This window comes from Pseudomonas sp. F(2018), assembly GCF_005508865.1.
Classification (GTDB): Bacteria; Pseudomonadota; Gammaproteobacteria; order Pseudomonadales; family Pseudomonadaceae; genus Aquipseudomonas.
Genome location: NZ_SCOM01000001.1, coordinates 721,817 through 743,908 on the forward strand (window position 1 = coordinate 721,817; position 22,092 = coordinate 743,908).

The 22,092-nt window shown below is 66.4% G+C and carries 23 protein-coding genes; 7 read left to right on the forward strand and 16 right to left on the reverse strand.

What is annotated here, in order from left to right; genetic code table 11:
• Positions 1-261: 261 nt before the first annotated feature.
• Genes FFS62_RS03565 through FFS62_RS03575 form a run of 3 tightly spaced genes read left to right on the forward strand, consistent with a single transcriptional unit; the run spans position 262 to position 1,426 of the window.
• Positions 262-585 carry a helix-turn-helix transcriptional regulator gene (locus FFS62_RS03565; protein WP_137971426.1) on the forward strand — a complete coding sequence of 108 codons (324 nt, stop codon included), beginning with the start codon at positions 262-264 and terminating at the stop codon, positions 583-585.
• Positions 582-947 (forward strand): hypothetical protein, encoded by a 366-nt coding sequence (locus FFS62_RS03570; protein ID WP_137971427.1) that lies wholly within the window; start codon positions 582-584, stop codon positions 945-947. The genes FFS62_RS03565 and FFS62_RS03570 overlap by 4 nt, the downstream gene beginning before the upstream one ends.
• Positions 947-1,426: an SEL1-like repeat protein gene (locus tag FFS62_RS03575; protein WP_171016257.1), complete on the forward strand. Its 480-nt coding sequence runs from the start codon at positions 947-949 to the stop codon at positions 1,424-1,426. The genes FFS62_RS03570 and FFS62_RS03575 overlap by 1 nt, the downstream gene beginning before the upstream one ends.
• Here the strand turns inward: FFS62_RS03575 and FFS62_RS03580 are convergent.
• A complete protein-coding gene (locus FFS62_RS03580) occupies positions 1,410-3,170 on the reverse strand; it encodes a bifunctional diguanylate cyclase/phosphodiesterase (protein WP_137971428.1) in 1,761 nt (586 codons plus the stop codon). The genes FFS62_RS03575 and FFS62_RS03580 overlap by 17 nt on opposite strands.
• A gap of 94 nt (positions 3,171-3,264) precedes the next feature.
• Entirely contained in the window at positions 3,265-5,343 is a 2,079-nt protein-coding gene (locus FFS62_RS03585; RefSeq protein ID WP_137971429.1) for a carboxy terminal-processing peptidase, read from the reverse strand.
• A 153-nt stretch (positions 5,344-5,496) separates the two neighbouring features.
• Here FFS62_RS03585 and FFS62_RS03590 point away from each other — a divergent pair, with 153 nt between their 5' ends.
• Complete coding sequence (locus FFS62_RS03590) at positions 5,497-6,459, forward strand: NAD(P)H-quinone oxidoreductase (protein ID WP_137971430.1); 963 nt, start codon at positions 5,497-5,499, stop codon at positions 6,457-6,459.
• 2 nt (positions 6,460-6,461) lie between these two features.
• On the opposite strand, the gene FFS62_RS03595 is transcribed toward FFS62_RS03590, so the two are convergent.
• From FFS62_RS03595 to FFS62_RS03620, 6 genes are read right to left on the reverse strand one after another with little or no spacing between them, the layout of a single operon-like run.
• Positions 6,462-7,115: an HAD family phosphatase gene (locus FFS62_RS03595; protein WP_137971431.1), complete on the reverse strand. Its 654-nt coding sequence runs from the start codon at positions 7,113-7,115 to the stop codon at positions 6,462-6,464.
• Positions 7,115-8,104: an ABC transporter ATP-binding protein gene (locus FFS62_RS03600; protein WP_137971432.1), complete on the reverse strand. Its 990-nt coding sequence runs from the start codon at positions 8,102-8,104 to the stop codon at positions 7,115-7,117. The genes FFS62_RS03595 and FFS62_RS03600 overlap by 1 nt, the downstream gene beginning before the upstream one ends.
• Positions 8,101-8,895, reverse strand: a complete 795-nt coding sequence (locus tag FFS62_RS03605) for an ABC transporter permease (protein ID WP_137971433.1) — start codon at positions 8,893-8,895, stop codon at positions 8,101-8,103. The genes FFS62_RS03600 and FFS62_RS03605 overlap by 4 nt, the downstream gene beginning before the upstream one ends.
• On the reverse strand, positions 8,885-9,724 hold the full coding sequence (locus FFS62_RS03610) for an ABC transporter permease subunit (RefSeq protein ID WP_137971434.1): 840 nt from the start codon (positions 9,722-9,724) through the stop codon (positions 8,885-8,887). The genes FFS62_RS03605 and FFS62_RS03610 overlap by 11 nt, the downstream gene beginning before the upstream one ends.
• Positions 9,724-10,530: an alkaline phosphatase family protein gene (locus FFS62_RS03615; protein WP_137971435.1), complete on the reverse strand. Its 807-nt coding sequence runs from the start codon at positions 10,528-10,530 to the stop codon at positions 9,724-9,726. The genes FFS62_RS03610 and FFS62_RS03615 overlap by 1 nt, the downstream gene beginning before the upstream one ends.
• A 48-nt stretch (positions 10,531-10,578) precedes the next feature.
• On the reverse strand, positions 10,579-11,634 hold the full coding sequence (locus FFS62_RS03620) for an ABC transporter substrate-binding protein (RefSeq protein WP_137971436.1): 1,056 nt from the start codon (positions 11,632-11,634) through the stop codon (positions 10,579-10,581).
• 289 nt (positions 11,635-11,923) lie between these two features.
• On the opposite strand from FFS62_RS03620, the gene FFS62_RS03625 reads away from it, so the two are divergent.
• Complete coding sequence (locus tag FFS62_RS03625) at positions 11,924-12,640, forward strand: UTRA domain-containing protein (RefSeq protein WP_137971437.1); 717 nt, start codon at positions 11,924-11,926, stop codon at positions 12,638-12,640.
• 180 nt (positions 12,641-12,820) lie between these two features.
• Here the strand turns inward: FFS62_RS03625 and FFS62_RS03630 are convergent, their stop codons facing one another.
• The 5 genes from FFS62_RS03630 to minC form a co-directional block, all read right to left on the reverse strand.
• On the reverse strand, positions 12,821-14,110 hold the full coding sequence (locus tag FFS62_RS03630) for a M18 family aminopeptidase (protein WP_137971438.1): 1,290 nt from the start codon (positions 14,108-14,110) through the stop codon (positions 12,821-12,823).
• A 58-nt stretch (positions 14,111-14,168) separates the two neighbouring features.
• Positions 14,169-14,804, reverse strand: coding sequence for an RluA family pseudouridine synthase (locus FFS62_RS03635; protein WP_137971439.1), 636 nt, complete (start codon positions 14,802-14,804; stop codon positions 14,169-14,171).
• 56 nt (positions 14,805-14,860) lie between these two features.
• On the reverse strand, positions 14,861-15,115 hold the full coding sequence (minE, locus tag FFS62_RS03640) for a cell division topological specificity factor MinE (protein WP_137971440.1): 255 nt from the start codon (positions 15,113-15,115) through the stop codon (positions 14,861-14,863).
• On the reverse strand, positions 15,115-15,927 hold the full coding sequence (gene minD, locus FFS62_RS03645) for a septum site-determining protein MinD (protein ID WP_137971441.1): 813 nt from the start codon (positions 15,925-15,927) through the stop codon (positions 15,115-15,117). The genes minE and minD overlap by 1 nt, the downstream gene beginning before the upstream one ends.
• Before the next feature lie 100 nt (positions 15,928-16,027).
• Entirely contained in the window at positions 16,028-16,759 is a 732-nt protein-coding gene (gene minC / locus FFS62_RS03650) for a septum site-determining protein MinC (protein ID WP_137971442.1), read from the reverse strand.
• Between the two features lie 110 nt (positions 16,760-16,869).
• On the opposite strand from minC, the gene FFS62_RS03655 reads away from it, so the two are divergent.
• Positions 16,870-17,802 (forward strand): lipid A biosynthesis lauroyl acyltransferase, encoded by a 933-nt coding sequence (locus tag FFS62_RS03655; RefSeq protein ID WP_137971443.1) that lies wholly within the window; start codon positions 16,870-16,872, stop codon positions 17,800-17,802.
• 40 nt (positions 17,803-17,842) lie between these two features.
• Positions 17,843-19,045, forward strand: a complete 1,203-nt coding sequence (locus tag FFS62_RS03660) for a patatin-like phospholipase family protein (RefSeq protein ID WP_137971444.1) — start codon at positions 17,843-17,845, stop codon at positions 19,043-19,045.
• On the opposite strand, the gene FFS62_RS03665 is transcribed toward FFS62_RS03660, so the two are convergent.
• From FFS62_RS03665 to FFS62_RS03675, 3 genes are all read right to left on the reverse strand, one after another.
• Positions 19,042-19,890 (reverse strand): pirin family protein, encoded by an 849-nt coding sequence (locus tag FFS62_RS03665; protein WP_137971445.1) that lies wholly within the window; start codon positions 19,888-19,890, stop codon positions 19,042-19,044. The genes FFS62_RS03660 and FFS62_RS03665 overlap by 4 nt on opposite strands.
• A 91-nt stretch (positions 19,891-19,981) precedes the next feature.
• Positions 19,982-20,752 carry a VacJ family lipoprotein gene (locus tag FFS62_RS03670; RefSeq protein ID WP_137971446.1) on the reverse strand — a complete coding sequence of 257 codons (771 nt, stop codon included), beginning with the start codon at positions 20,750-20,752 and terminating at the stop codon, positions 19,982-19,984.
• On the reverse strand, positions 20,745-22,043 hold the full coding sequence (locus FFS62_RS03675) for a serine/threonine protein kinase (RefSeq protein ID WP_137971447.1): 1,299 nt from the start codon (positions 22,041-22,043) through the stop codon (positions 20,745-20,747). The genes FFS62_RS03670 and FFS62_RS03675 overlap by 8 nt, the downstream gene beginning before the upstream one ends.
• Positions 22,044-22,092: the final 49 nt, after the last annotated feature.

The window sequence follows — 22,092 nt, forward strand, 5'->3', positions numbered from 1 at the left end:
AATGCCGTTCGCGCTATCGGGCGCTCATCCTGCCCACATCCATGTGCGAGCCACATTCCTCTGCTCGAATCCGCGCATCTATCGCGATCGCCTGTCGCTGTGAACTGCATGCGACTTGCCCAGCATTCGCGCTGCGCCAAGGGCGCCGACTCTTGTCTGCTGGGTCAGTATAGGTCACGCTCTTGGGGCATCCGGGCGGTTAACATGAGCGCCTGAAGGGAGGTGCCGAGCGTTTCGGCACTGCGGTCCACGGAGAGTTGTATGAGTGTGCAAGTGATCACGCGCGACGGCGAGGCGGAGTACGCCGTGCTGCCTTGGGCCGAATACCAAGCCCTGCTCAAGGCCGCCGGTCAGGCCTCCGCATCCATCGCCAGCGTCGCGCCGGCGACCACCGGTTCCGGGCTCGATCAGTTGGCCAGCCTGCGCGAGGCCAAGGGCATGTCCCAGGCCGACCTGGCGCGTGCGGTAGGCATCAGCCCGCATTATCTGAATCTGTTCGAGACCGGTGAGCGTGCGCCGGATGGCGCCATCCTGCGCTCGCTGGGGCGGGTGCTGGGTGTGAGCGACTGGGAGCAGTCGTCTTGAGTGTGCGTATCCATCGGCAACATTGGCAGGCCTTGCTCGGCGAACTGGAAGATGCGCGTCGCCAGCGCCATCTGCTGACCTACCGTGCGCTGGTCGAGCGCCTGCAGCTGCCGACGCCGGCCATGCAGACCCTGACCGCCGCCCTGGAGCACCTGGCCGCCCTCGATGCCCGCGCCGAGCGGCCCCTGCGCAGCGCACTGGTGATCAGCCAGGGCGCCAGTCGCCTGCCGCGTACCGGCTTCTTCGAATGCGTGAACCGTCTCGGGCGTTTCTCCGGTCCCTCCGACGGCATCGCCGCCGCCTCCTGGCATGCGGCGGAAGTGGCGCGGGTCTTCGAGTTCAGCTACCCCGAGGAGCCCTGATGCTCTGGCGCCTGCGCGCGCGCCTGGGCTACTGGGTGGCGCGGCGCCTGTTCCACTGGCGCTGGCTGATGCAACAGCCGCGCGCCTGGGGCTGGATGCAGGGCCAGTTCGCGCGCATGGCCGCGCTCGGTGATACGCCGGCGCAAAGCTTCTACGGACATCTGCTGCTGTTTCGCGGTCAGGGCTTCGGTGCGCGCGAGGAGGGCCTGCGGCTGCTGCGTCTGGCCGCCGAGGGCGGTGATGGCAAGGCGGCCTATCAGCTCGGTGTGCAATACCTCACCGGCGACAGCCGCCAGGCCCCGGATGCGGCCGAGGCGGCGCGCTGGTGGGAGCGAGCCGCGGCGCTCGCTCATCCGCTGGCGGCGCAGCGCCTGTCCCAGCTCTATCGCGATGGTGGTCCCGGTCTGACGGCGGATGCGCTGCAGGCCGAGCGCTATGCCCGGCGCTCCGAGGAGCTGGGCTTCAGGCCGAGAGGCTGAGCGTATCGAGGATGTGCAGGCTGTAGCCCGGCACCGCCTTGGCGTGGCGCTTGGCCTCCGAGGCCAAACCGGCCAACTGGCTGGCATCCAGCTGCGGGCAGCTCTGCGGATGCAGATGCACCACGCCGATCGACAGTGACAGCAGAGGGAATTCCTCGCGCTTGCCCTGGCGGTTGTGGCTGACGAAGCAGCCGGCCTGCAGGTGTTCCTCACGGTAGAAACGTCGACACTGGGCCTGGAAATCCTCCAGCAGCTGGTTGAGCCGCTCGCGCCAGTTGCCCGGGCCGAGTACCAGCAGAAAGTCATCGCCACCGATATGGCCGACGAAGTCGCGGCTGGGGTCGACCCGTTCGTTCAGACATTGCGCCAGGCACAGCAATATTTCGTCGCCGCGGGCGTAGCCGTACAGGTCGTTGAACGGCTTGAAGCTGTCGATATCCACATAGCACACCACCGCCTCGCGGCCTTGCTGCAGCAGGCGGCCGAGGCACTGCTGGATCGGCACGTTGCCCGGCAGCAGGGTCAGCGGGTTGGCGTGGCGGGCCTGCTGGATCTTCAGCTCGGTGATCAGCTTGAGCACGTCGATCACCCGGCCCAGGCCGCGGTAACGACCCTGCTGGGTGATGATGAAGTCCTCTTCCATGCGTTGCCGCGCGCGGCTGGTGAGCAGGCGGCTGACCTGCTGCAGCGACTGGCCGACGTCCACGGCGAGGAAGTCCGTACTCATCAGGCGGCTGATCGGTTTGCGCGCGAACAGGTCGGTGGCGAAGGGCTTGAGCAGCGCATCGGACAGCGAGTGGCGATGGACGATGCCGACCGGCTGGCCCTGGCTGTCCAGCACCGCCAGCGAGTTGAGATTGGCCTGGGCGCGGAAGGCCTCCAGCACCACGGCGATGGCGGTGTCCTGGGCCACCGCGGGTTGTTCGTTGAGCAGGGCGGAGAGGTCTCCGCTGTCTTCACCCAGGGATGGCGCCACGCTTTCCAGGCGCGGCAACAGCTTCTGCGCATCGCGTGGCGGCTGCTCCTGGGGCCGGCACAGCAGATAGCCCTGGACCAGGTCGACGCCCATCTCGATCAGGGTCGCCAGCTCTTCCACCAGCTCGATACCCTCGGCGATCACCTGGGCGCGAGAGGCCTTGGCCATCTTCAGGATCGAATCGACGAACTCGCGCTTCACCGCGTCCTGGTGGATGCCGTCGATGAAGTGGCGGTCGATCTTCACGTAGTCCGGGCGCAGCTCGGACCACAGGCGCAGGCTGGAATAGCCGGCGCCGAGATCATCCAGGGCGATGGAGAAGCCCATGGCACGGTAGTGGTGCAGGGCGGTATCGAGGAGCTGGAAGTCGTCGATCGGCGCCTGCTCGGTGAGCTCGATCACCACCTGGTCCGGGGGGATGCCGAAGTCCTGCAGCAGCTTGAGGGTGCGCCCCGGCTGGTGGCTGGGCTCCAGCAACGACTCCGGGGAGACGTTGAGGAATAGCTTGCCGCCCAGCTGCTGATCGCGGAAGCGGCGGCAGGCGCTCTTGCGTGCCAGCAGCTCCAGCTCGCTCAGGCGCCCGACATTGCGCGCCACGCTGAACAGCGCCAGGGGTGCGTGCAGCGAGCTGTTGGAGGGGCCGCGGGTCAGTGCCTCGTAGCCGAGGATGCGCCGCTCGGATAGGCTGACGATGGGCTGGAACAGGCTGTGAAGGTCGCCGTGAGCGAGGATGGATTCCAGCGCGCTCAACTGCTCGGTGACGGTCATGGAGGTGTCTCGGTCTGCCGGAAAAGAAAAGGGCCGGTATCGCTACCGGCCCCTTATTTCACGACAGAACGATGACTGTTTGATTACGCCCGGGTCAGTGCTTGGCCAGGGTGGCCTCCAGGCCGAGGTAGTCGAGCAGGATGTGCCCGCTCTCGGTCAGGTAGGCGTCGTCTTCCGGCTTGGTCTTCTCGGGTTCGACCGGCGCGGCGTCCTCGTCCTCTGCCTTGATCTCCTTGAGCAATTCCTCGCCCTTGGCCTTGCGCTTGGTATTTTCCAGCGCCAACTGCTTGGACTCGATGTCGGCGTGCTGGGAGCGGCGCGCCTGCTCGTTGAGGCTGACGCTGGTCTCGGCCATCAGCTTCTGCGCCAGCGCCAGGCGCTCGCGGGTGAAGACGAAGTCCGGGTTGTCCGCGGTGCGCGATTCGTGACGCGACTTCAGCTCGGCGAGGAACGGCTTGTAGGGGTTGCTGTCCGGTTTCAGCGCCGGGTTGATGCTGTCCCACGGCATGGCCTCGGGCAGGGCGCTCTCGCCGATCTCCTGGGTGTCGACGATATCCGGGTAGGCAATGTCCGGCAGCACGCCCTGGTGCTGGGTGCTCTGCCCGGAGACGCGGTAGAACTTGGCCAGGGTCAGCTTCAACTCGCCATGGTTGAGCGGCTGGATGGTCTGTACCGTGCCCTTGCCGAAGGTCTGCCCGCCGAGGATCAGTGCGCGGTGGTAGTCCTGCATGGCACCGGCGAAGATCTCCGAGGCAGAGGCCGAGAGACGATCCACCAGCACGGCCAGTGGGCCGTCGTAGAACACGCCCGGCTCCTCGTCGGCCAGCACGTCCACGCGGCCGTCGCTGTTGCGCACCAGCACGGTCGGGCCCTGGTCGATGAACAGGCCGGTCAGCTCGGTGGCTTCCTGCAGGGAGCCGCCGCCGTTGTCGCGCAGGTCGATGACCACGCCGTCGACCTTGTCCTTCTTCAGCTCGCCCAGCAGACGCTTCACGTCGCGGGTGGTGCTCTTGTAGTTGGGGTCCTGGGCGCGGTAGGCCTTGAAGTCGAGGTAGAAGGCCGGAACCTTGATCACCCCGAGCTTGTACTCGCGACCCTCGTGCTGCAGCTTGAGCACCGACTTCTGTGCGGCCTGTTCTTCCAGCTTGACCGCCTCGCGGACGATGGTGACCACCTTGCTGGTCTGGTCGCTCGGTGCGTTGCTGGCCGGGATCACTTCCAGGCGCACCTTGGAGCCCTTGGGCCCGCGGATCAGCTTGACCACCTCGTCCAGGCGCCAGCCGATCACGTCGACCATTTCCTTGTCGCCCTGGGCGACGCCGACGATCTTGTCGGCCGGGACGATCTGCTTGCTCTTCTCGGCCGGGCCGGCCGGTACCAGACGCACGACCTTGACGTATTCGTTGTCGGTCTGCAGCACGGCGCCGATGCCTTCCAGCGACAGGCTCATGTTGATGTCGAAGTTCTCCGCGTTATCCGGGGAGAGGTAGTTGGTGTGCGGGTCGTAGGTCTGCGCGAAGGCGTTGATGTAGGCCTGGAACACGTCTTCGCCGCGGGTCTGTTCGAGGCGCTTGCGCTGGTTCTTGTAGCGCTTGAGCAGCAGCTCCTGGATGTCCTTGGGTTCCTTGCCGGCGATCTTCAGGCGCAGGACCTCGTCCTTCACACGCTTGCGCCAGAGGTCGTCCAGCTCCGCCTTGTCCTTGGCCCAGGGCGCCTTCTCGCGGTCCACCAGCAGACTCTCGTCGACGCTGAAGTCGAACTTGTCGACGCCGGCTTCGAGCAGGGCCTGGGCATGGTCGAGGCGTTCCTCGGCGCGCTGCAGGTAGGTGCGGTAGATGATGAAGCCGGGTTCCAGGTCGCCGCTCTTGAGCAGGTCGTCGAACTTGGCCTGCCAGCGGTCGAACTGGGCGATATCGGCGGCGGTGAAGTAGCTGCGCGCGGGGTCGAGCATCTTCAGGTAGCCGTCGTAGATCTTCGCCGAGCGCTCGTCGTTGAGCGGCGGCTTGTTGTAGTGATGGCGCTTGAGCAGCTCGACCACGTTGAGGCTGGCGATCACCTGCTCGCGGTCCGGCTGCAGGTAGGCCCAGTTCTCCGCGGCGGCCTTGGCGGCGGCGGGCAGGGCGTGCAGACCGAGAAGCAAGGCCAGGGCTGTTGCGGGGAGGAAACGCTGCATGTTGGTTCGACGCGAAGGCAGGTGATAACGCATATTAGGCCGTCTGGTAGAGCGCCGGGTTCCATCTATCCCGGCGGCAAAATGCAAAAGCCCGGCATCAGGCGCAAAGCCGCGTGCTGTCTATGCCGGGGTCTCACTCACTATGGAGGCAGCATGAAGGCATTGCAAGGCGTCGAAGGGCAGTTGGAATGGGCCGAACGCGCCTCTCCGGTCTGCGATGTGGGCCAGGTCCGTATTCGTGTGGCCGCGGCGGGGCTCAATCGCGCCGATCTGCTGCAGCGTGCCGGCCATTACCCGCCACCGCCGGGGGCCAGCGATATCCTCGGCCTGGAGTGTTCCGGGGTGATCGCCGAAGTCGGTCCCGGCAGTCAATGGCAGGTCGGCGAGCGGGTCTGCGCGCTGCTGGCCGGCGGTGGCATGGCCGAGGAAGTGGTGGTGGACGCGCGTCATGTGCTGCCGGTGCCGGAAGGCTTGTCCCTGGCCGAGGCCGCGGCGCTGCCGGAGGTGTACGCCACTGCCTGGCTCAACCTGTTCCAGCTGGCCGCGCTCAAGCCCGGCGAGAAGGTGTTGCTGCATGCCGGCGCCAGCGGCGTGGGTTCGGCGGCGATCCAGCTGTGCAAGGCCTTCGGCAATCCGTGCTGGGTCAGCGTCGGTTCGGCCGAGCGCCTGGCCTACTGCGAGGGCTTGGGCGCCCAGGGCGGCGCGATTCGCGGCGAGGCGCTGGAGAGCCTGCGCGACCTCGGCCCGTTCGACGTGATTCTCGACCCGGTGGGCGCCAGCTACGCCGAGCTCAACCTGCAGCTGCTGGCGCGCGATGGGCGCTGGGTGAATATCGGTCTGATGGGCGGCACCAAGGCGCAGCTGGACATGGCGTTGCTGCTCGGCAAGCGCATCCAGCTGACCGGCTCGACCCTGCGTAACCGCGACGAGCAGTTCAAGGCCGAGCTGATGGCCGACCTGCAACTGCATGTCTGGCCGCTGTTCGCCGAGGGCCGGCTGAAGCCGCAGCTGGAGCGCAGCTTCGCCCGCAAGGATGCCGAGGCGGCCTTCGCCGCGCTGGCCAGCAACCAGGTGGCTGGCAAGCTGGTGTTGCTGCTCGACGAGAGCCTGAGCTAGGGCTACTTCCAGGCGAGGATTTCCCAGCCGGCCTGCTCGGCATGGGCGCGCAGGGTCGGGTCCGGGTTGACCGCGTGGGCGTGTGGCACCTGCTGCAGCAGCGGCAGGTCGTTGCGCGAGTCCGAGTAGAAGTGCGCGCCCTCCAGGGTTTCACCCTCCGCTTCCAGCCAGGCCTGCAGGCGGGTGACCTTGCCCTCGCGGTAGGTCAGCACGCCGACGGTGTTGCCGCTGTAGCAGCCGTGCTGCTGCTCGCAGTCGATGGCCAGCACTTCCTCTATGCCCAGACGCTCGGCGATGGCGCTGACCAGGAAATGCGCCGAGGCCGAGATCACCAGCAGGCGGTCGCCGGCGGCGCGGTGGGCGGCCAGGCAGCGCATGGCGTCGCTGAAGATGATTGGCTCGATCACGTCCTCGACGAAGGGTCCGACGACGAACTCGACTTCCTCCGGCGTGCGCCCCACCAGCGGTGCCAGGGTGAAGGTCATGTAGTCCTCCATCGCCAGCTTGCCCTGGGAGTACAGGGTCATCAGCTCCTGCTCGCGCGGCACGAAGGAGTCGCGGTCGACCCACTGGATATCGGCCATGTGCTGGGCCCAGAGCGAGGCGCAGTCGCCGTGGATCAGGGTCTCGTCGAGGTCGAAAATTGCCAGGGCCATCAGGCCACCTCCCGGATTGCGTTGGCGTCGATGGACAGGCCGATGCACTGGCCCTTGCCGATCAGCGCGCCCTCGCTGCGGTTGAGCACGTCCACCAGCAGCTCCACGCCGTTGGCCTGTACCCGGTAGCGGATGACGTTGCCGAGCAGGCTGTGGCCGAGCACTTCGGCGGCGATGGCGCCGCTGTCTTCCAGGCGGATGGCCTCGGGGCGGATGGCGATGCGGCTGCTCACCGGGCGCAGTAGTAGGCGGCTGGCGGTGTCGGCGTCGAGCAGGTTGTAGTTGCCGATAAAGCCGGCGGCGAAGGCGTCCACTGGCGCGGTGTAGAGGGACTCGGCGTCACCGCTCTGCACGATCTTGCCGGCGTTCATCAGGAAGATGCGGTCGCTCATGGTCAGCGCCTCTTCCTGGTCGTGGGTGACGAAGATGGTGGTCAGCCCCAGCTCCTGCTGGATGGTGCGGATCTGTTCACGCAGGTGCTTGCGGATGCGTGCGTCCAGCGCCGACAGCGGCTCGTCGAGCAGCAGCAGGCGTGGGCGGGTGACCAGCGAACGGGCCAGGGCCACGCGCTGGCACTGGCCGCCGGAGAGCTGGTGCGGGTAGCGCGCGGCGTAGTCGTTCAGCTCCACCAGGCGCAGCACTTCGTCGACGCGCTGGGCACTCTCGTCCTTGCCGACCTTCTGCATGCGCAGACCGAAGGCGACGTTCTGCTGCACCGTCATGTTGGGGAACAGCGCGTAGCTCTGGAACACCATGCCGATGCCGCGCTTTTGCGGCGACAGCGGCACCAGGTCCTGACCGTCGAGGAGGATCTGCCCGCCATCCACCTCGGTGAGTCCGGCGATGCAGCGCAGCAGGGTGGACTTGCCGCAGCCGGAGGGGCCGAGCAGGGTGACGAACTCGCCCTGGCCGATCTCGCACTGGATATCGCTGAAGATCGGGGTGGTGCCGTAGCTCTTGTGCAGATTGCGAATGCTGAGAAAGCTCATGCCTTGTCCTTGTTCAGGCGGGTGGCCGCCCAGGTGAAGACCAGTACGAAGAAGAAGTAGGAGATCACCAGCGCGCTGTTGAAGTGGCCGCTGCTGTTGCGCATGTTGTTCAGATACACCTGCAGCGTCTCGTAGCGGGTGCCCACCAGCAGGTTGGCGAACACGAACTCGCCGAACAGGAAGCTGAAGGAGAGAAACAGCGAGACCATCAGGCCGTTGCGCAGGTTGGGCAGCACCACCAGGAAGGCGGCCTTCCAGGTGCTGGCGCCGAGCAGGTGGGCGGCGTCCATCAGGTCACGCAGGTTGATCGCCTGCAGGTTGTTGGTGATGGCGCGGTACATGAATGGCAGGGCCACGGTGAAGTAGCAGCCGATCAGAATCCACGGCGTGCCGACCATCGCCAGCGGCCCGGAGCCATAGACCTGCAGCAGGCCCACCGAGGACACCACCGGCGGCACGGCGAAGGGCAGCAGGATCAGGATGTTCATCAGCCCGTCCAGCTTGGGGAAGTGGTAGTGCACCACGAACAGCAGCGGCAGAATCAGCAGCACCGCCAGCAGCAGCGCACCGAAGCACACCAGCAGCGACTGGCCGAAGGCGGCGAGGAAGCGGCTGTCGCTCCACAGCGCCAGGTACCACTTGAAGGTCAGGCCGTCCGGCAGGATGGTCGCCGACCAGCTGGTGGACAGCGAGTAGAGCAGGGTGGCCGCCAGCGGCAGCAGCAGGATCAGAAACAGCAGCCAGACCACCACGCGGTGGTAGAGGGCGACGGACTTGGCTTCAGCGCGCATCGTGATAGCTCCTGCGCAGCAGCCACTGGTGCACCACGGTGATCAGCGCCATCAGGCCGACCAGCACCATCGCCAGGGCGCTGGCCAGGTTGGGGTCGAGGCTGATGTCGCCGGCCACCAGGCCGGCGATGCGGATCGGCATCACGTTGAAGTTGCCGGTGGTCAGGTAGTACACGGTGGCGTAGGCGCCGAGGGCGTTGGCCAGCAGGATGACGAAGGTGCCGAGCAGTGCCGGGGTCAGCACCGGCAAGCCGATGTGCCGCCAGAAGTCCCAGGTGCTGGCGCCGAGCAGCTGGGCCGACTCGCGCCAGTCCTGGCGCAGGGCGTCGAAGGCCGGGTAGAGCAGCAGCACACCCAGCGGGATCTGGAAGTAGGTGTAGAGCACGATCAGGCCGGTCTTGGAGTAGAGGTTGAAGTCCTCGATCAGCCCGGCCTGCTTGAGCATCAGGGTCAGCGCGCCGTTGAAGCCGAGCAGGATGATGAAGGCGAAGGCCAGGGGCACGCCGGCGAAGTTGCTGGTCATGTTGGAGAAGGCCATGACGAAATCACGCAGCTTCGAGTCCACCTGGCGCAGCGAGTAACTGCCGAGGATGGCGATGGCGATGCCGAACAAGCTCGACCAGAAGGCGATCTGCAGGCTGTGCTTGATCGCCTGCAGGTAGAACTTGGAGGCGAAGATCTTCTGGAAATTGCCCAGCCCCCAGCTGTCGCCGACCACCAGGCTATTCACCGCCACCCACAGCAGCGGGGCGATCTGGAAGGCGAAGAAGAACACGGCGAACGGCAGCAGGCACAGCAGGGCCAACCACTTGCCGCGAAGCGCGGACATCACTTGAGCAGTTCCTTGCACAGGGGTTTGTCGTGGGCGGCGCCGAGCAGAGCGCAGACGGTGCCGCACAGTTCGGTCTGCCGCGGGCGGGCGCTGGCGTCGAGGCTGAAGGCCTCGCCCAGGACCAGCAACGGTACCTCGCGCTCCTCGGCCAGTAGGCCGTTGTGCGAGCGGTCGTTGTTCATGCCGTGGTCGGCGGTCACCAGCACCTGATAGCCGGCATCCAGCCAGCCCTGCAGGTAGTCGGCGAGGATTACGTCGGCGCGGCGCGCGGCGTTGCGGTACTGCGACGAATCCAGGCCGTAACCGTGGCCGGCATCGTCGATGTTCATCGGGTGCACCAGCAGGAAATCCGGCGCGTATTTGAGGCGCAGGCTCTCGGCATCGGCGAACAGGTGCGAATCCGGGTAATGGTCGGCGTAATAGAAATGGCCGTTCTGGATCGGCAGGGCCGCGTCACTGGTGTGGCGATCACGGGCGGCGACGAAGGGCGCGCGGTTGTACAGCTCGCTCATCCAGTGGTAGGCCGCGGCGGCGGTCGAGAGGCCGGCGTCACGGGCGTAGTGGAAGATGCTGCGTTGGTTGGAGAGGCGCACCACGTCGTTGTGCACCACGCCGCTGTCGATCGGTGCCACACCGGTGAGGATGCATTCATAGAGCGGGCGCGACAGGGCCGGCAGCTCGCATTCGAGCTTGTACAGGGCGGCTCGGCCGGCGGCGCAGTAGGCCTGCAGATGGCCCAGGGCGTGGCGGGCGACCTCGTAGTTGAGGCCGTCCAGCAGCACCAGGATGACTTTGTGTTGCATCGCGATAGTCCTCAGCGAAAGCGAGGCCCGGGTGGGCCCCGCACGGCATCACTGCATTTCGATGATCACGTTTTCCTGCCACTGCTGTGGCAGGGCCTTGGACGTGGCTTCCCAGGCGGCGGCATCCTTGATCGGCTGGACCTTGGCGTACTGCTCGTTGGGCAGTAGCTTGGCCTGCACTTCCGCCGGCAGGGTCAGATGCTCGGCACGGATCGGCCGGGCGTTGCCCTTGGCCAGGTTGATCTGGCCGGCGTCGGAGAGGATGTACTCGCGGGCCAGCTTGGCCGCGTTGGGGTGCTTGGCGTACTTGTTGATGATGGTGGTGTAGCCGGAGATCACCGAGCCGTCGGACGGGATCAGCACCTCGAAGCGGTTGACGTCGATCTGGTCGCGGTAGGACAGGCCGTTGAAGTCCCACACCACGCCGACTTCCACTTCGCCCTTCTCCAGGGTCTGGATGGTCGGGTTGGACAGCGACAGGCGGCCCTGCTTGGCGATCTCGGCGAAGAAGTCCAGGCCCGGCTGGATGTTCTTCTCGTCGCCGCCGTTGGCGATGGCCGCGGCCAGCACGCCGTTGACCGCCTGGGCGGCAGCGCTGACGTCACCGATGGCGACCTTGTACTTGCCCTGCTTCAGGTCGGCCCAGGACTTGGGAACGTCCTTGACCAGCTGCTTGTTGACGATAAAGGCAATGGAGCCGGTGTAGGCCAGCATCCAGTGGCCGTCCGCATCCTTGGCCCAGGTCGGGATCTGTTCCCAGGTGCTCGGCTTGTAGGGCTGGGTCACGCCCTTCTGCACGGCGATCGGGCCGAACGCGGCGCCGACGTCGCCGATGTCGGCGGTGGCGTTGTCCTTCTCGGCATCGAACTTGGCGATCTCCTGGGCCGAGCTCATGTCGGTGTCCAGGTGCTTGAGGCCGTACAGCTTGTTCAGGTCGGCCCAGGTGTCCTTCCAGTTGGCCCAGCTGTCGGGCATGCCGACGCTGTTGACTTCGCCCTCGGTGCGGGCGGCTTGTTCCAATGCTTTCAAGTCCTCGTTGGCCATGGCCTGGTTGCCCAGAACGATGGCCGATCCCAGCAGTGAAGCCAGCAGCAGGCGTTTCATGTGGAGCTCCTTGTCAGGGTGAAAGTTTGGTCTAGATCAGCAAGACCCAGGCCAAATCTAGAGGCTTTGTATGACGTTTTTATGGCGATGCCGCGCACCCAGGCACGCGCTGGAAAGCGTAGACCATGGCTAAGTGGCTGATTTGGTAGAGTTGCAGGAGATAGCTGGCATGCGGCGTGCAGGTCGTTGGCGAGGAAATCTGGCTGTCATCGGACAGTCATCTAGGCTGCCTAGCATGACCGGCGCCTGCACCGGCTTGGTGCTGGTCTATGCCAGATGGGAGAAATGCATGCGCGAAGAAGCGCCCCGTACCGTTACCGCTATCTGCCGCGCCCTCCAGGAGCAGATCGACCATGGCCTGTTGCCACAGGGCGGCAAGCTGCCGGCCGAGCGCAAGCTCAGCGAATTGTTCGAGACCACCCGCATCACCCTGCGTGAGGCGCTGGGGCAGCTGGAGGCGGAAGGGCTGATCTACCGCGAGGAGCGCCGCGGCTGGTTCGTCTCGCCCCAGCGGCTGGCCTACAACCCGCTGGTGCGCAGCCACTTCCACGCCATGGTGCGCGAGCAGGGCCGGCTGCCGTCGACCGAAGTGCTGAGCGCGCGGCTGATGCCGGCGCCGGTGGATATCTGCGGGCGCCTGGAACTGCCGGCGCTATCGGCGGTGCTGCAGATCAGGCGGGTGCGGCGCATCGATGGGCGGCTGGTGCTGTATGTCGAGCACTACCTCAATCCGGCCTACTTCCCCGGCATCCTCGATGCCGACCTGACCGCCTCGCTGACCGAGCTGTATGCCAGCCGTTATGACATCCGCTATGGCCGTGTCGGCTTCGACATCCTGCCCACCGCGCTGCCGGTGGACGCGGCCTTCAACCTCAAGGCGACGCCAGGCAGCCCGGCGCTGTGCATCACCCGGGTCAACCGCGACCAGCACGGCCGGATCATCGACTGCGACGTGGAGTACTGGCGCCACGACGCCGTGCGGGTCAGCGTCGAAGTGCCGGATTAAGGGCTGTTACAGGGGCTCGTGGGATTTGCTCCCCTCTCTCTTTGGGAGAGGGGTAGGGCGGCCCGCGTAGGGTGAGGGGGCTACAGGCCGCTCGCCCTTATTCTCTCACCCAGCCCGTAGCCCGGATGCAATCCGGGAGGCAGGCAGCTCCGCTCCCGGATTGCATCCGGGCTACTTCCTTCAGGCCAGCTCGGCGCTGGCGTAGAAGGCGGTCAGCACCCGTACCAAGTGGGCCAGGTCATGGCTGCCGGCCAGCTCGCGGATCGAGTGCATGGCGAAGGTCGGCAGGCCGATGTCCACGGTGCGTACGCCCAGCTGGCTGGCGGTGATCGGGCCGATGGTCGAGCCGCAGCCCATGTCGCTGCGCACCACGAAGCTCTGCACCGGCACTTCCTCGGCCAGGCACAGGTGGCGGAAGAAGCCGGCGGTCTCGCTGTTGGTGGCGTAGCGTTGGTTGCTGTTGACCTTGATCACCGGGCCGGCGTTGAGCTTCGGGCCGTGGTTGGCGTCGTGCTTCTCCGCATAGTTGGGGTGCACGCCATGGGCGTTGTCGGCCGATACCAACAGCGACTTCTGGATCACCCGGACGAAGGCGTCGCCCTCCGGCAGCACGCGGCGCAGCACCTGCTCGAGGAACGGACCGTCGGCGCCACAGGCCGAGCAGGAGCCAATTTCTTCGTGGTCGGTGCAGACCAGCACGCAGCTCTCGTCGCCTTCGGCGGCCAGCAGCGCCTGCAGGCCGGCGTAGCAGGACAGCAGGTTGTCCAGGCGCGCGCCGGCGATGAAGTCCTGGTTGAGGCCGATCACCGCGGCGCCCTGGGTGTCGTAGAAGCTCAGCTCGTAGTCCAGTACCGCGTCGGCGGCGATGCCGTGCTCGCTGGCCAGGCGGTCGGCGAGCAGGGCGCGGAAGTCGGCGCGCTCGTCGCCAGCGAGCTGGGCGAGGATCGGCGGCAGCTCGTTCTGCGCGTTGATCGGCCAGCCCTGGTTGGCCTCACGGTTGAGGTGGATGGCCAGATTGGGAATCACGGCGATCGGCTGTTCGAAGTCGATCAGCTGGCTTTGCACCTTGCCACCTTCGCGGAAGGTCACACGGCCGGCCAGCGACAGGTCGCGGTCGAACCAGGGCGCGAGCAGGGCGCCACCGTAGACTTCCACGCCGAGCTGGAAGAAGCCCTGGCGCTGCAATTCCGGCTGCGGCTTGACGCGCAGGCAGGGGCTGTCGGTGTGCGCGCCGACCAGGCGCAGGCCGCCGTCCAGCGGCGCGCGGTTGCCCAGGCGGAAGGCGATGATCGAGGAGTCGTTGCGGGTCACGTAGTAACGCCCGCCCGGCTCGGTGTGCCAGGGCTCGCGCTCGTCCAGCGGACGGAAGCCGGCGCTGTGCAGGCGCTGTGCCAGGCTGCGGGTGGCGTGGAAGGGGGTGGGCGAGGCCTTGAGGAACTCGATCAGGCCTTGATTCAGCTCAGCGCGCATAACGGACTCCGGACAGCGATGGCCCGAGTTTATCGTACTGTGTCGGCCAGGTGTCGCGTCAGAACGGCGCCGGGCACTCGAAGCGCAGGCGCTCGCCGCTGGTCGGGTGGGTCAGGCTGAGCATGCTGGCATGCAGGCACAGGCGCGGCCAGGCGGCCAGGGCCTGTTCGTGGGCGTACAGACCGTCGCCGAGCAGCGGGTGGCCGATGGACAGCATGTGTACGCGCAGCTGGTGCGAGCGGCCGGTGATCGGCGTCAGTTCCACGCGCGCCCAGTCGCCGCAGCGTTCCAGCACGCGCCAGAAAGTCAGGGCGTGCTTGCCCTGTTCATGGTCGACCACATGGCGCGGCTTGGTTGGCGGGTCGTAGCGCAGGGGCAGGTCGATGCTGCCGCTGTCCAGTTCCGGCTGGCCCCAGCACAGGGCGGTGTAGGCCTTCTCGGTCTCGCGGTCGTGGAACTGGCGGGACAGCTCGCGGTGGCTGTCGGCGTCGCGAGCGAGGACGATGATGCCGCTGGTTTCCCAGTCCAGGCGGTGGACGATGCGCGCTTCCGGGTAGCCGTTCTCCTGCAGGCGGGTCACCAGGCAATCGCGGTTGTCTTCCGCACGGCCTGGCACCGAGAGCAGCAGGGTGGGCTTGTTGATCACCAGCAGGGCGTCGTCCTGGTGGAGAATCTCGATGTTCGACAGCGGCATGGGCGTTCCACAAATGACAACGGCGGCCAGGGCCGCCGTCGTTCACCACGGACGGATCAGCGATCCGGCAGGGTGATGTTGAGTTCCAGAATGGAGCAGCTGCCCTGGTTTTCCAGCGCCACGTGCACCTGATCCTGCTCGATCTTGACGTACTTGCGAATCACCTCGACCAGTTCCTTCTGCAGGGCCGGCAGGTAGTCCGGCTGGCTGCGCTGGCCGCGCTCGTGGGCGACGATGATCGACAGACGCTCTTTCGCGATCGACGCAGGGGTTTCTTTCTTGCGTTCACGAAAGAAGTCGAAAATGTTCATTAGCGCGCTCCAAACAGGCGTTGCATGAGTCCTTTCTTCTGCACATCGAGGAAGCGATGGGGCACATCCTTGCCCAGCAGACGGTCGACGGCATCGCCGTAGGCCTGGCCGGCGTCGCTCTGGTCATCGAGGATGACCGGTACGCCCTGGTTGGAAGCCTTCAGCACGGCCTGGGATTCCGGGATCACGCCCAGCAGGTTGATGGCGAGGATCTCCTCGACGTCTTCCACGCCCAACATCTCGCCTTTGGTGACGCGCTCCGGGTTGTAGCGGGTCAGCAGCAGGCGCTCCTTGATCGGCTCCTGGCCTTGCTCGGCGCGGCGCGACTTGCTGGCCAACAGGCCGAGCATGCGGTCGGAGTCGCGTACCGAGGAGACTTCCGGGTTGGTCACGACTATCGCTTCATCGGCGAAGTACATGGCCAGGTGGGCACCGGTCTCGATGCCGGCCGGGGAGTCGCAGATGACGTATTCGAAGTTCTGCGCCAGTTCGTCGATCACGCGGCCGACGCCTTCCTTGGTCAGGGCGTCCTTGTCGCGGGTTTGGCTGGCGGCCAGGACGTAGAGGTTCTCCAGGCGTTTGTCCTTGATCAGGGCCTGGGTCAGGGTCGCTTCGTTGTTGATCACGTTGACGAAGTCGTACACCACGCGGCGCTCGCAACCCATGATCAGGTCCAGGTTACGCAGGCCCACGTCGAAGTCGACGATGACGGTCTTGTGGCCGCGCAGGGCGAGGCCGGTGCCGATGGCGGCGCTGGTGGTGGTTTTACCCACGCCGCCCTTGCCGGAAGTGACTACGAGGATCTTGGCCAAGGTGATTCACCCCAAATATATGAAAAATCGGGAAATCCGGCGCCGGTAAACTGGCTTCCGAATGCCCCTTTTGGTCCCTGAAATTGGGCCGCAGTATCCGTTAAAGGCGGGTGATGTTCAACACGTCACCCGACAGGCTGACCTGTACCGATTGACCCCACAGAGGGTCGCGGCGCAGGTCCTCGGCGGTCTTGTACTGGCCGGCCACCGAGAGCATCTCGGCGCCCATCTGCTGGCAGAAGATCCGCGCCTTGGCATCGCCCTTGACGCCGGCCAGGGCGCGGCCGCGCAGCGGACCGTACACATGGATATTGCCGTCGGCGAGAAGTTCCGCGCCGGCACTGACCGGCGCCATCACCACCAGGTCGCCGCCCTGGGCGTAGATCTGCTGGCCGCCGCGGACCGGCGTGGTGACGATTCTGGTCGGCTTGTACTGCGGCTCGGCCGGCTTCACTTCCTTCTTGCGCGCCTCCACCGGCTCGACCAGCTTCTCGCGCGCGCCGGACGGCGGCAGCACGGGAATGTCCAGGGCCTCGGCGGCTTTGATGTCGTCCTCGCGGCTGGCGCGGATGGCCAGGGTGCGCAGGCCATGCTGGCGGCAGACCTCCATCAGCTTGCCCAGGTCGAGCTCGCCTTCGCCTTCCGGCAGCTTGTCCAGGGCCAGCACCAGGGGAATGTTCTGGAAGAAGTTGGGCGCCTGGGCGACTTTCTCGGCCAGTTGCCGGTCCAGGCGCTCCAGGTCGTTGTGCGCCAGTTCCAGCACGGTGATGGCGAGCATGCTGCCCTTGAGCTGGAACACGGGGTCTTGGTCGAGGAGATCGGCTTGGCTCATGGTTCGCCCACTGCATTGAATGGGCACGACTTATAACGAGAAGGCCGCAGCGCCGCAAGCCGCGAGGACTTCTGTAGAATGCCGGGCCTCGTTGTCTGCCCGGAATCACTATGGATCGCCCGCAATTTCGCGCCTATTTCCTCCATCCGCGCTTCTGGCCCCTGTGGCTGGGCCTGGGCCTGCTGTGGCTGATCGCCCAGCTGCCGTACGGGGTGCTGCTGGTGCTGGGCCGTGGCCTGGGCGCCTCGATGTACCGGGTGGCCGGTTCGCGTCGGCGTATCGCCGCACGCAATCTGGAACTGTGCTTCCCCCACCTGAGTGCAGATGAACGCGAGCGTCTGTTGAAGGAGAACTTCGCCTCCACCGGCATCGCCTTCTTCGAGACTGCCATGGGCTGGTGGTGGGCCAAGCCGCGTCTGGCCAGCCTGGGGCACATCGAGGGGTTGGAGCACCTGCAGGAGATCCAGAAGCAGGGGCAGGGGGTGATCCTCATGGCCCTGCACTTCACCACCCTGGAGCTCGGCGCGGCGCTGCTGGGGCGGGTGCAGACCATCGACGGCATGTACCGCGAGCACAAGAACCCGCTGTTCGACTATATCCAGCGCCGCGGCCGCGAGCGTCACAACCTGGACGCCACCGCCATCGAGCGCGAGGACATCCGCGCCATGCTCAAGGTGCTGCGCGCCGGCCGCGCTATCTGGTACGCGCCGGACCAGGACTACGGCCCCAAGCAGAGCATCTTCGTGCCGCTGTTCGGCATCAGCGCCGCCACCGTCACCGCCACCACCAAGTTCGCCCGCCTGGGCAAGGCGCGTGTGGTGCCCTTCACTCAGGAGCGCCTGGCCGACGGCCGCGGTTACCGGCTGGTGATCCACCCGCCGCTGGAGAACTTCCCCGGCGAGAGCGAGGAGGCCGACTGCCTGCGCATCAACCAGTGGATCGAGCGGGCGGTCAGTCAGCATCCCGAGCAGTACCTGTGGGCCCATCGGCGCTTCAAGACCCGCCCCGAGGGCGAGCCGATGCTGTACAAGCGCAAGAAGTAGCGGGCCCCTATACTCGCTAGAAAAAAGCGGAAGCCGCTCCATGACCCAAGCAGTAGCAGTAGCGCGGCCCGTCACCGGGCTGATCCTCTCCGGTGGCGGAGCCCGGGCGGCCTATCAGGTGGGCGTGCTGGGGGCGATCGCCGATCTGCTCGGCGAATCCTGCCGCAATCCCTTCCCCGTGATCGTCGGCACCTCGGCCGGCGCCATCAACGCCGTCGGCCTGGCCTGTGGCGCCCTGCATTTCGCCAGCGCGGTGCGCCGGCTAACCGAGGTCTGGCAGGCCTTTCACTGTGGCGACGTGTACCGCAGCGACTGGTCCGGCGTGCTGCGCCAGGCCGGGCGCTTCTTCGGCCACAGCATGCTGGGCATGGGCAAGGACCTGCCAGTGGCGCTGCTCGACAGCTCGCCGCTGGGTGGCCTGCTCGGCCGCGAGCTGGACTTCTCCGGCATCGCCGCGGCGGTGCGCATGCGCCAGCTGCGCGCGGTGGCGGTGACCGCCTTCGGCTACGAGAGCGGCCAGGCGGTGACCTTCTACCAGGGCCGCGCCACCATCGATCCCTGGTTCCGCCACCGCCGCGTCGGCGTGCCCACGCGCCTGAGCCTGGAGCACCTGCTAGCCAGCGCGGCCATCCCGCTGATCTTCCCGCCGGTGAAGGTCAACCGCGAATACTTCGGCGACGGCGCGGTGCGCCAGCAGGCGCCGATCAGCCCGGCCCTGCATCTGGGCGCCAACCGGGTATTGGTGGTGGGGGTGAGTGGCAATCCACTGGGCAAGGGGGCCAATCAGCAGGTGGTGCGTCCGCGCAGCGGCCTGCCACCGACCCTGGCGCAGATCAGCGGGCACATGCTCAACAGCACCTTTATCGACAGCCTGGAAGGCGACATCGAGACCCTGGAGCGGCTCAATCATATGAGCCAGCTGGTGCCGTCCGGGCTGCACCCGCGCGGACTCGGCCTGAAGCCGGTGGAGGTGCTGGTGATCTCGCCGAGCCAGCCGCTGGACCAGATCGCCGCGCGCCACCGCCACGAGCTGCCCAAGGCCATGCGTTTCTTCCTGCGCGGCCCAGGCGCCACCCGGGCCAGCGGCGCCGGCGTGCTCAGCTACCTGCTGTTCGAGCCGGGCTACTGCAACGAGCTGATCGAGCTGGGCTACCAGGACGCCATGGCGCAGAAGGGCGCCCTGTGCCGCTTCCTCGGCGTGGCCGAAGAGGCGGCGGAGGCTGCAGCGGCCTCGGTGAGCTAGGCAGTCAGACGGTCGTCGCGGAAATCACGCAGGGCCTGCTCGATCTCCTCGCGACTGTTCATCACGAAGGGCCCGTACTGCACGATCGGCTCGTTCAGCGGCGTACCGGCGATCAGCAGCACTCGCGCACCCGCGGCACTGCCCATTTCGATGGCACCGGCGTCGGAAAGCCGCGCCAGGCGGCTCTGGCCGATGGTATGGCCGTTGACCGCCAGCTCACCCTCGTAGACATAGAGCATGACCCGCTGGCCATCGGCCAGACGCGGCGAGAGGCGGCTGCCCGCCGGCAGGTGCAGGTCGAACAGCTGCGGCGCGGTGTGCGGCCGTTGCACGGCGCCATCCTGCTGCAGTTGGCCATCATCGAAGCGGCCGGCGATCACCGTCACGCCCACGCCGCCGGCGGTGGTCAGGCGCGGGATTTCCCCTGGCGCGTAGTCGCGGTAGCCGGCGTCGCCCAGCTTGTCCTTGGCCGGCAGGTTGAGCCACAGCTGGAAGCCGCGCATCACGCCTTCCTCCTGTTCCGGCATCTCGCTGTGGATGATGCCGCGGGCGGCGGTCATCCATTGCACGCCGCCGCTTTCCAGCAGGCCGACGTTGCCCAGGTGATCCTCGTGGCGCATTCGCCCTTCGAGCATGTAGGTGATGGTCTCGAAGCCGCGGTGCGGGTGCGGCGGGAAGCCGGCGATGTAGTCGTCCGGGTTCTCCGAGCCGAATTCGTCGAGCATCAGGAAGGGATCGAAACGCTCGATGCCGGCACCGCCGAACACGCGGGTCAGGCGCACGCCGGCGCCGTCCGAGGCGGGCTGGCCGATGTGCTGGGCGATCACTTGGCGAAACTGGGTCATGGGGCACCTCCATCTGTGAATGTGCCCATGCTATCGCCGTAAATTGAATCGATGGTTGCGAAATTTACCGCTTATCTATCGATCGAATAGATCATTCGGCAATCTGCAGCTTGCGCGCCTCGCGGTACACGTAGCGCACCTTCTCGTACTCGAACGGGCTGTTCAGCTGGCCGTAGCGGAAGTTGGTGGTGTTGCGCAGGTCGACCACGCGCAGGGCGGTGATCTCCGGATGATCGCTGCTGACCTCGGCCACGTTGAGGTAGTTGATCTGGCTCTCGGCGACGAAGTCGAACACCTTGCCGCCGGTGTCGCGCAGGTTGGACGGGCCGAGCAGCGGCAGCATGACGTAGGGGCCATCCGGCACGCCGTAGAAGCCCAGGGTCTGGCCGAAGTCCTCGCTCTGCTTGGGCAGGCCGATGCGGGTGGCCGGGTCCCACAGGCCGACGACGCCGACCGTGGTGTTGACCAGCAGGCGCCCGGTGGTCTGCAGCGAGCGCTTGCCCTTGAACTGCAGCAGGCTGTTGAGCAGGTTGGGCACATCGCCCAGGTTGCCGAAGAAGTTGCTCACGCCGCTGCGCACGAAGCCCGGGGTGACATAGCGATAGCCGCGCACCACCGGCAGGAACACCCACTCGTCGAAACGGTAGTTGAAGTGGTAGACCCGGCGGTTCCAGGGCTCCCAGGGGTCGTAGACATGCAGCGCGCTGGTGGTGGAGCGCTCGAACTCGCGCTGGTCCAGGTAGGGGTTGAACTGCAGCTGGTCGAGCGGATTGGTGAAGCCGTCTTCATCCACCGCGGTATCGGCCTGGGCCAGGCCGCTGGCGAGCAGTAGGGAGAGCGAGAGAGTCCATTTTCTAGCCACGGAAGAACTCCAGCATGGCGTCGCTGTTGACGCGGTAGTTGAGGTTGCCGCAGTGCCCGCCGCGCGGGTACAGGGTCAGGCGCTCGCCGAAGGTGCGGCGCAGGAAGCCGATGTCGCCGGGGCCGAGAATCAGGTCGTCGGCGTTGTGCATCACCGCCACTTTGGGGCTCTTCTTCAGGTAGCTCTCCAGGGCGTACAGGCTGACCTCGTCGACCAGCTGCGGCAGGCTGCCGCCGCTGTACTTCTCGCGCCAGTAGGGCATCAGCTGTTCGACTATGTAGCAGTCGAAGTCGCACTGCAGGGCACGCTTGAAGAACGGGGTGAGGCTGGTGCCTTCCTTGATCGGATAGTTCGGCGGGGTGATCAGGCCGCGACGATTGATCAGGTCGGCGGTGAAGGCCATGTCCGACACCGAGAAGCGGAACGAGCTGCCGATCAGCATGGCCAGCTGCTCGTTGCTGAGCTTCTGCCCGGACTGCTGGAAGTCGTAGAGCAGCGCGTCGTTCAAATCGATGTGGCCCTGCTCCTCGAAGTAGCGGGTCAGCTTGCCCAGCACCAGTTCGAAGTAGGTGGTGCTGTCGTCGATGCCGGCGACCCGGGTCTGCACCAGGCGGTCCAGATTGGTCACCGAGGTGTACAGGTTGACCGGAGGGTTTAGCAGCAGCACGCGCTTGAAGTTGAAGCTGCGCAGGCGCTCGTCCAGCTCGCTGACGAAGGCGGCGTTGAGCGCACCCAGGCTGTAGCCGGTGAGGTGGAACTCGCTGACGTCCAGCTTCGGGTGCTGGGCGCGCACGGCCATCATCACCCGGTACAGGTCTTCGGCATCCTGGCGCGACAGGCCGGGGGTGGCGGTGCGCGAGGCGGCGCTCATGAAGTCGTAGCTGGTCGGCGAGGACAGCTGCACCACGTGGTAGCCGGCGCCGTAGAACAGGCGCTTGAGCTCCTCGGTCTTGCCGCTGGCATAGCTGGCGCCAGTGCCGGAGATGATGAAGATCAGCGGCGCGCGGCCGTCCTGCTCGGCCAGGCGATAGCGCAGCTTGGTCACCGGCCAGAAGTTTTCCGGCAGCTCGAACTCGCGCTCGGGGCGCAGCTTGAGGTCGTAGTCGGCCTGGTCGATGTCGTCGTCGCTGGGCAGCTCCGGGCGCAGCTCCGGCGGCGTGCTGGCGATGGTCGCCTCGAAGGGGTTGTCCAGCGGGTAGCCGTAGCCGGCGAGAGGAACATCGGCCGCCAGCGCGGGCGCACCGAACAACAGACCGCCGAACAGGGCGGCAAGGAGGGGGAGGCGGGGCATGGCCGGATTCCTTGGCGAAGGACTGCTGAAGTGAATACCGGGCTTATGA

Bases quoted from the DNA above. Each gene is read 5' to 3' on its own strand.
- FFS62_RS03565 (WP_137971426.1), top strand. From the start codon at position 262: ATGAGTGTGCAAGTGATCACGCGCGACGGCGAGGCGGAGTACGCCGTG.
- FFS62_RS03575 (WP_171016257.1), top strand. From the start codon at position 947: ATGCTCTGGCGCCTGCGCGCGCGCCTGGGCTACTGGGTGGCGCGGCGC.
- FFS62_RS03580 (WP_137971428.1), bottom strand. From the start codon at position 3,170: ATGACCGTCACCGAGCAGTTGAGCGCGCTGGAATCCATCCTCGCTCAC.
- FFS62_RS03585 (WP_137971429.1), bottom strand. From the start codon at position 5,343: ATGCAGCGTTTCCTCCCCGCAACAGCCCTGGCCTTGCTTCTCGGTCTG.
- FFS62_RS03590 (WP_137971430.1), top strand. From the start codon at position 5,497: ATGAAGGCATTGCAAGGCGTCGAAGGGCAGTTGGAATGGGCCGAACGC.
- FFS62_RS03595 (WP_137971431.1), bottom strand. From the start codon at position 7,115: ATGGCCCTGGCAATTTTCGACCTCGACGAGACCCTGATCCACGGCGAC.
- FFS62_RS03600 (WP_137971432.1), bottom strand. From the start codon at position 8,104: ATGAGCTTTCTCAGCATTCGCAATCTGCACAAGAGCTACGGCACCACC.
- FFS62_RS03605 (WP_137971433.1), bottom strand. From the start codon at position 8,895: ATGCGCGCTGAAGCCAAGTCCGTCGCCCTCTACCACCGCGTGGTGGTC.
- FFS62_RS03610 (WP_137971434.1), bottom strand. From the start codon at position 9,724: ATGTCCGCGCTTCGCGGCAAGTGGTTGGCCCTGCTGTGCCTGCTGCCG.
- FFS62_RS03615 (WP_137971435.1), bottom strand. From the start codon at position 10,530: ATGCAACACAAAGTCATCCTGGTGCTGCTGGACGGCCTCAACTACGAG.
- FFS62_RS03620 (WP_137971436.1), bottom strand. From the start codon at position 11,634: ATGAAACGCCTGCTGCTGGCTTCACTGCTGGGATCGGCCATCGTTCTG.
- FFS62_RS03625 (WP_137971437.1), top strand. From the start codon at position 11,924: ATGCGCGAAGAAGCGCCCCGTACCGTTACCGCTATCTGCCGCGCCCTC.
- FFS62_RS03630 (WP_137971438.1), bottom strand. From the start codon at position 14,110: ATGCGCGCTGAGCTGAATCAAGGCCTGATCGAGTTCCTCAAGGCCTCG.
- FFS62_RS03635 (WP_137971439.1), bottom strand. From the start codon at position 14,804: ATGCCGCTGTCGAACATCGAGATTCTCCACCAGGACGACGCCCTGCTG.
- minE (WP_137971440.1), bottom strand. From the start codon at position 15,115: ATGAACATTTTCGACTTCTTTCGTGAACGCAAGAAAGAAACCCCTGCG.
- minC (WP_137971442.1), bottom strand. From the start codon at position 16,759: ATGAGCCAAGCCGATCTCCTCGACCAAGACCCCGTGTTCCAGCTCAAG.
- FFS62_RS03655 (WP_137971443.1), top strand. From the start codon at position 16,870: ATGGATCGCCCGCAATTTCGCGCCTATTTCCTCCATCCGCGCTTCTGG.
- FFS62_RS03660 (WP_137971444.1), top strand. From the start codon at position 17,843: ATGACCCAAGCAGTAGCAGTAGCGCGGCCCGTCACCGGGCTGATCCTC.
- FFS62_RS03665 (WP_137971445.1), bottom strand. From the start codon at position 19,890: ATGACCCAGTTTCGCCAAGTGATCGCCCAGCACATCGGCCAGCCCGCC.
- FFS62_RS03675 (WP_137971447.1), bottom strand. From the start codon at position 22,043: ATGCCCCGCCTCCCCCTCCTTGCCGCCCTGTTCGGCGGTCTGTTGTTC.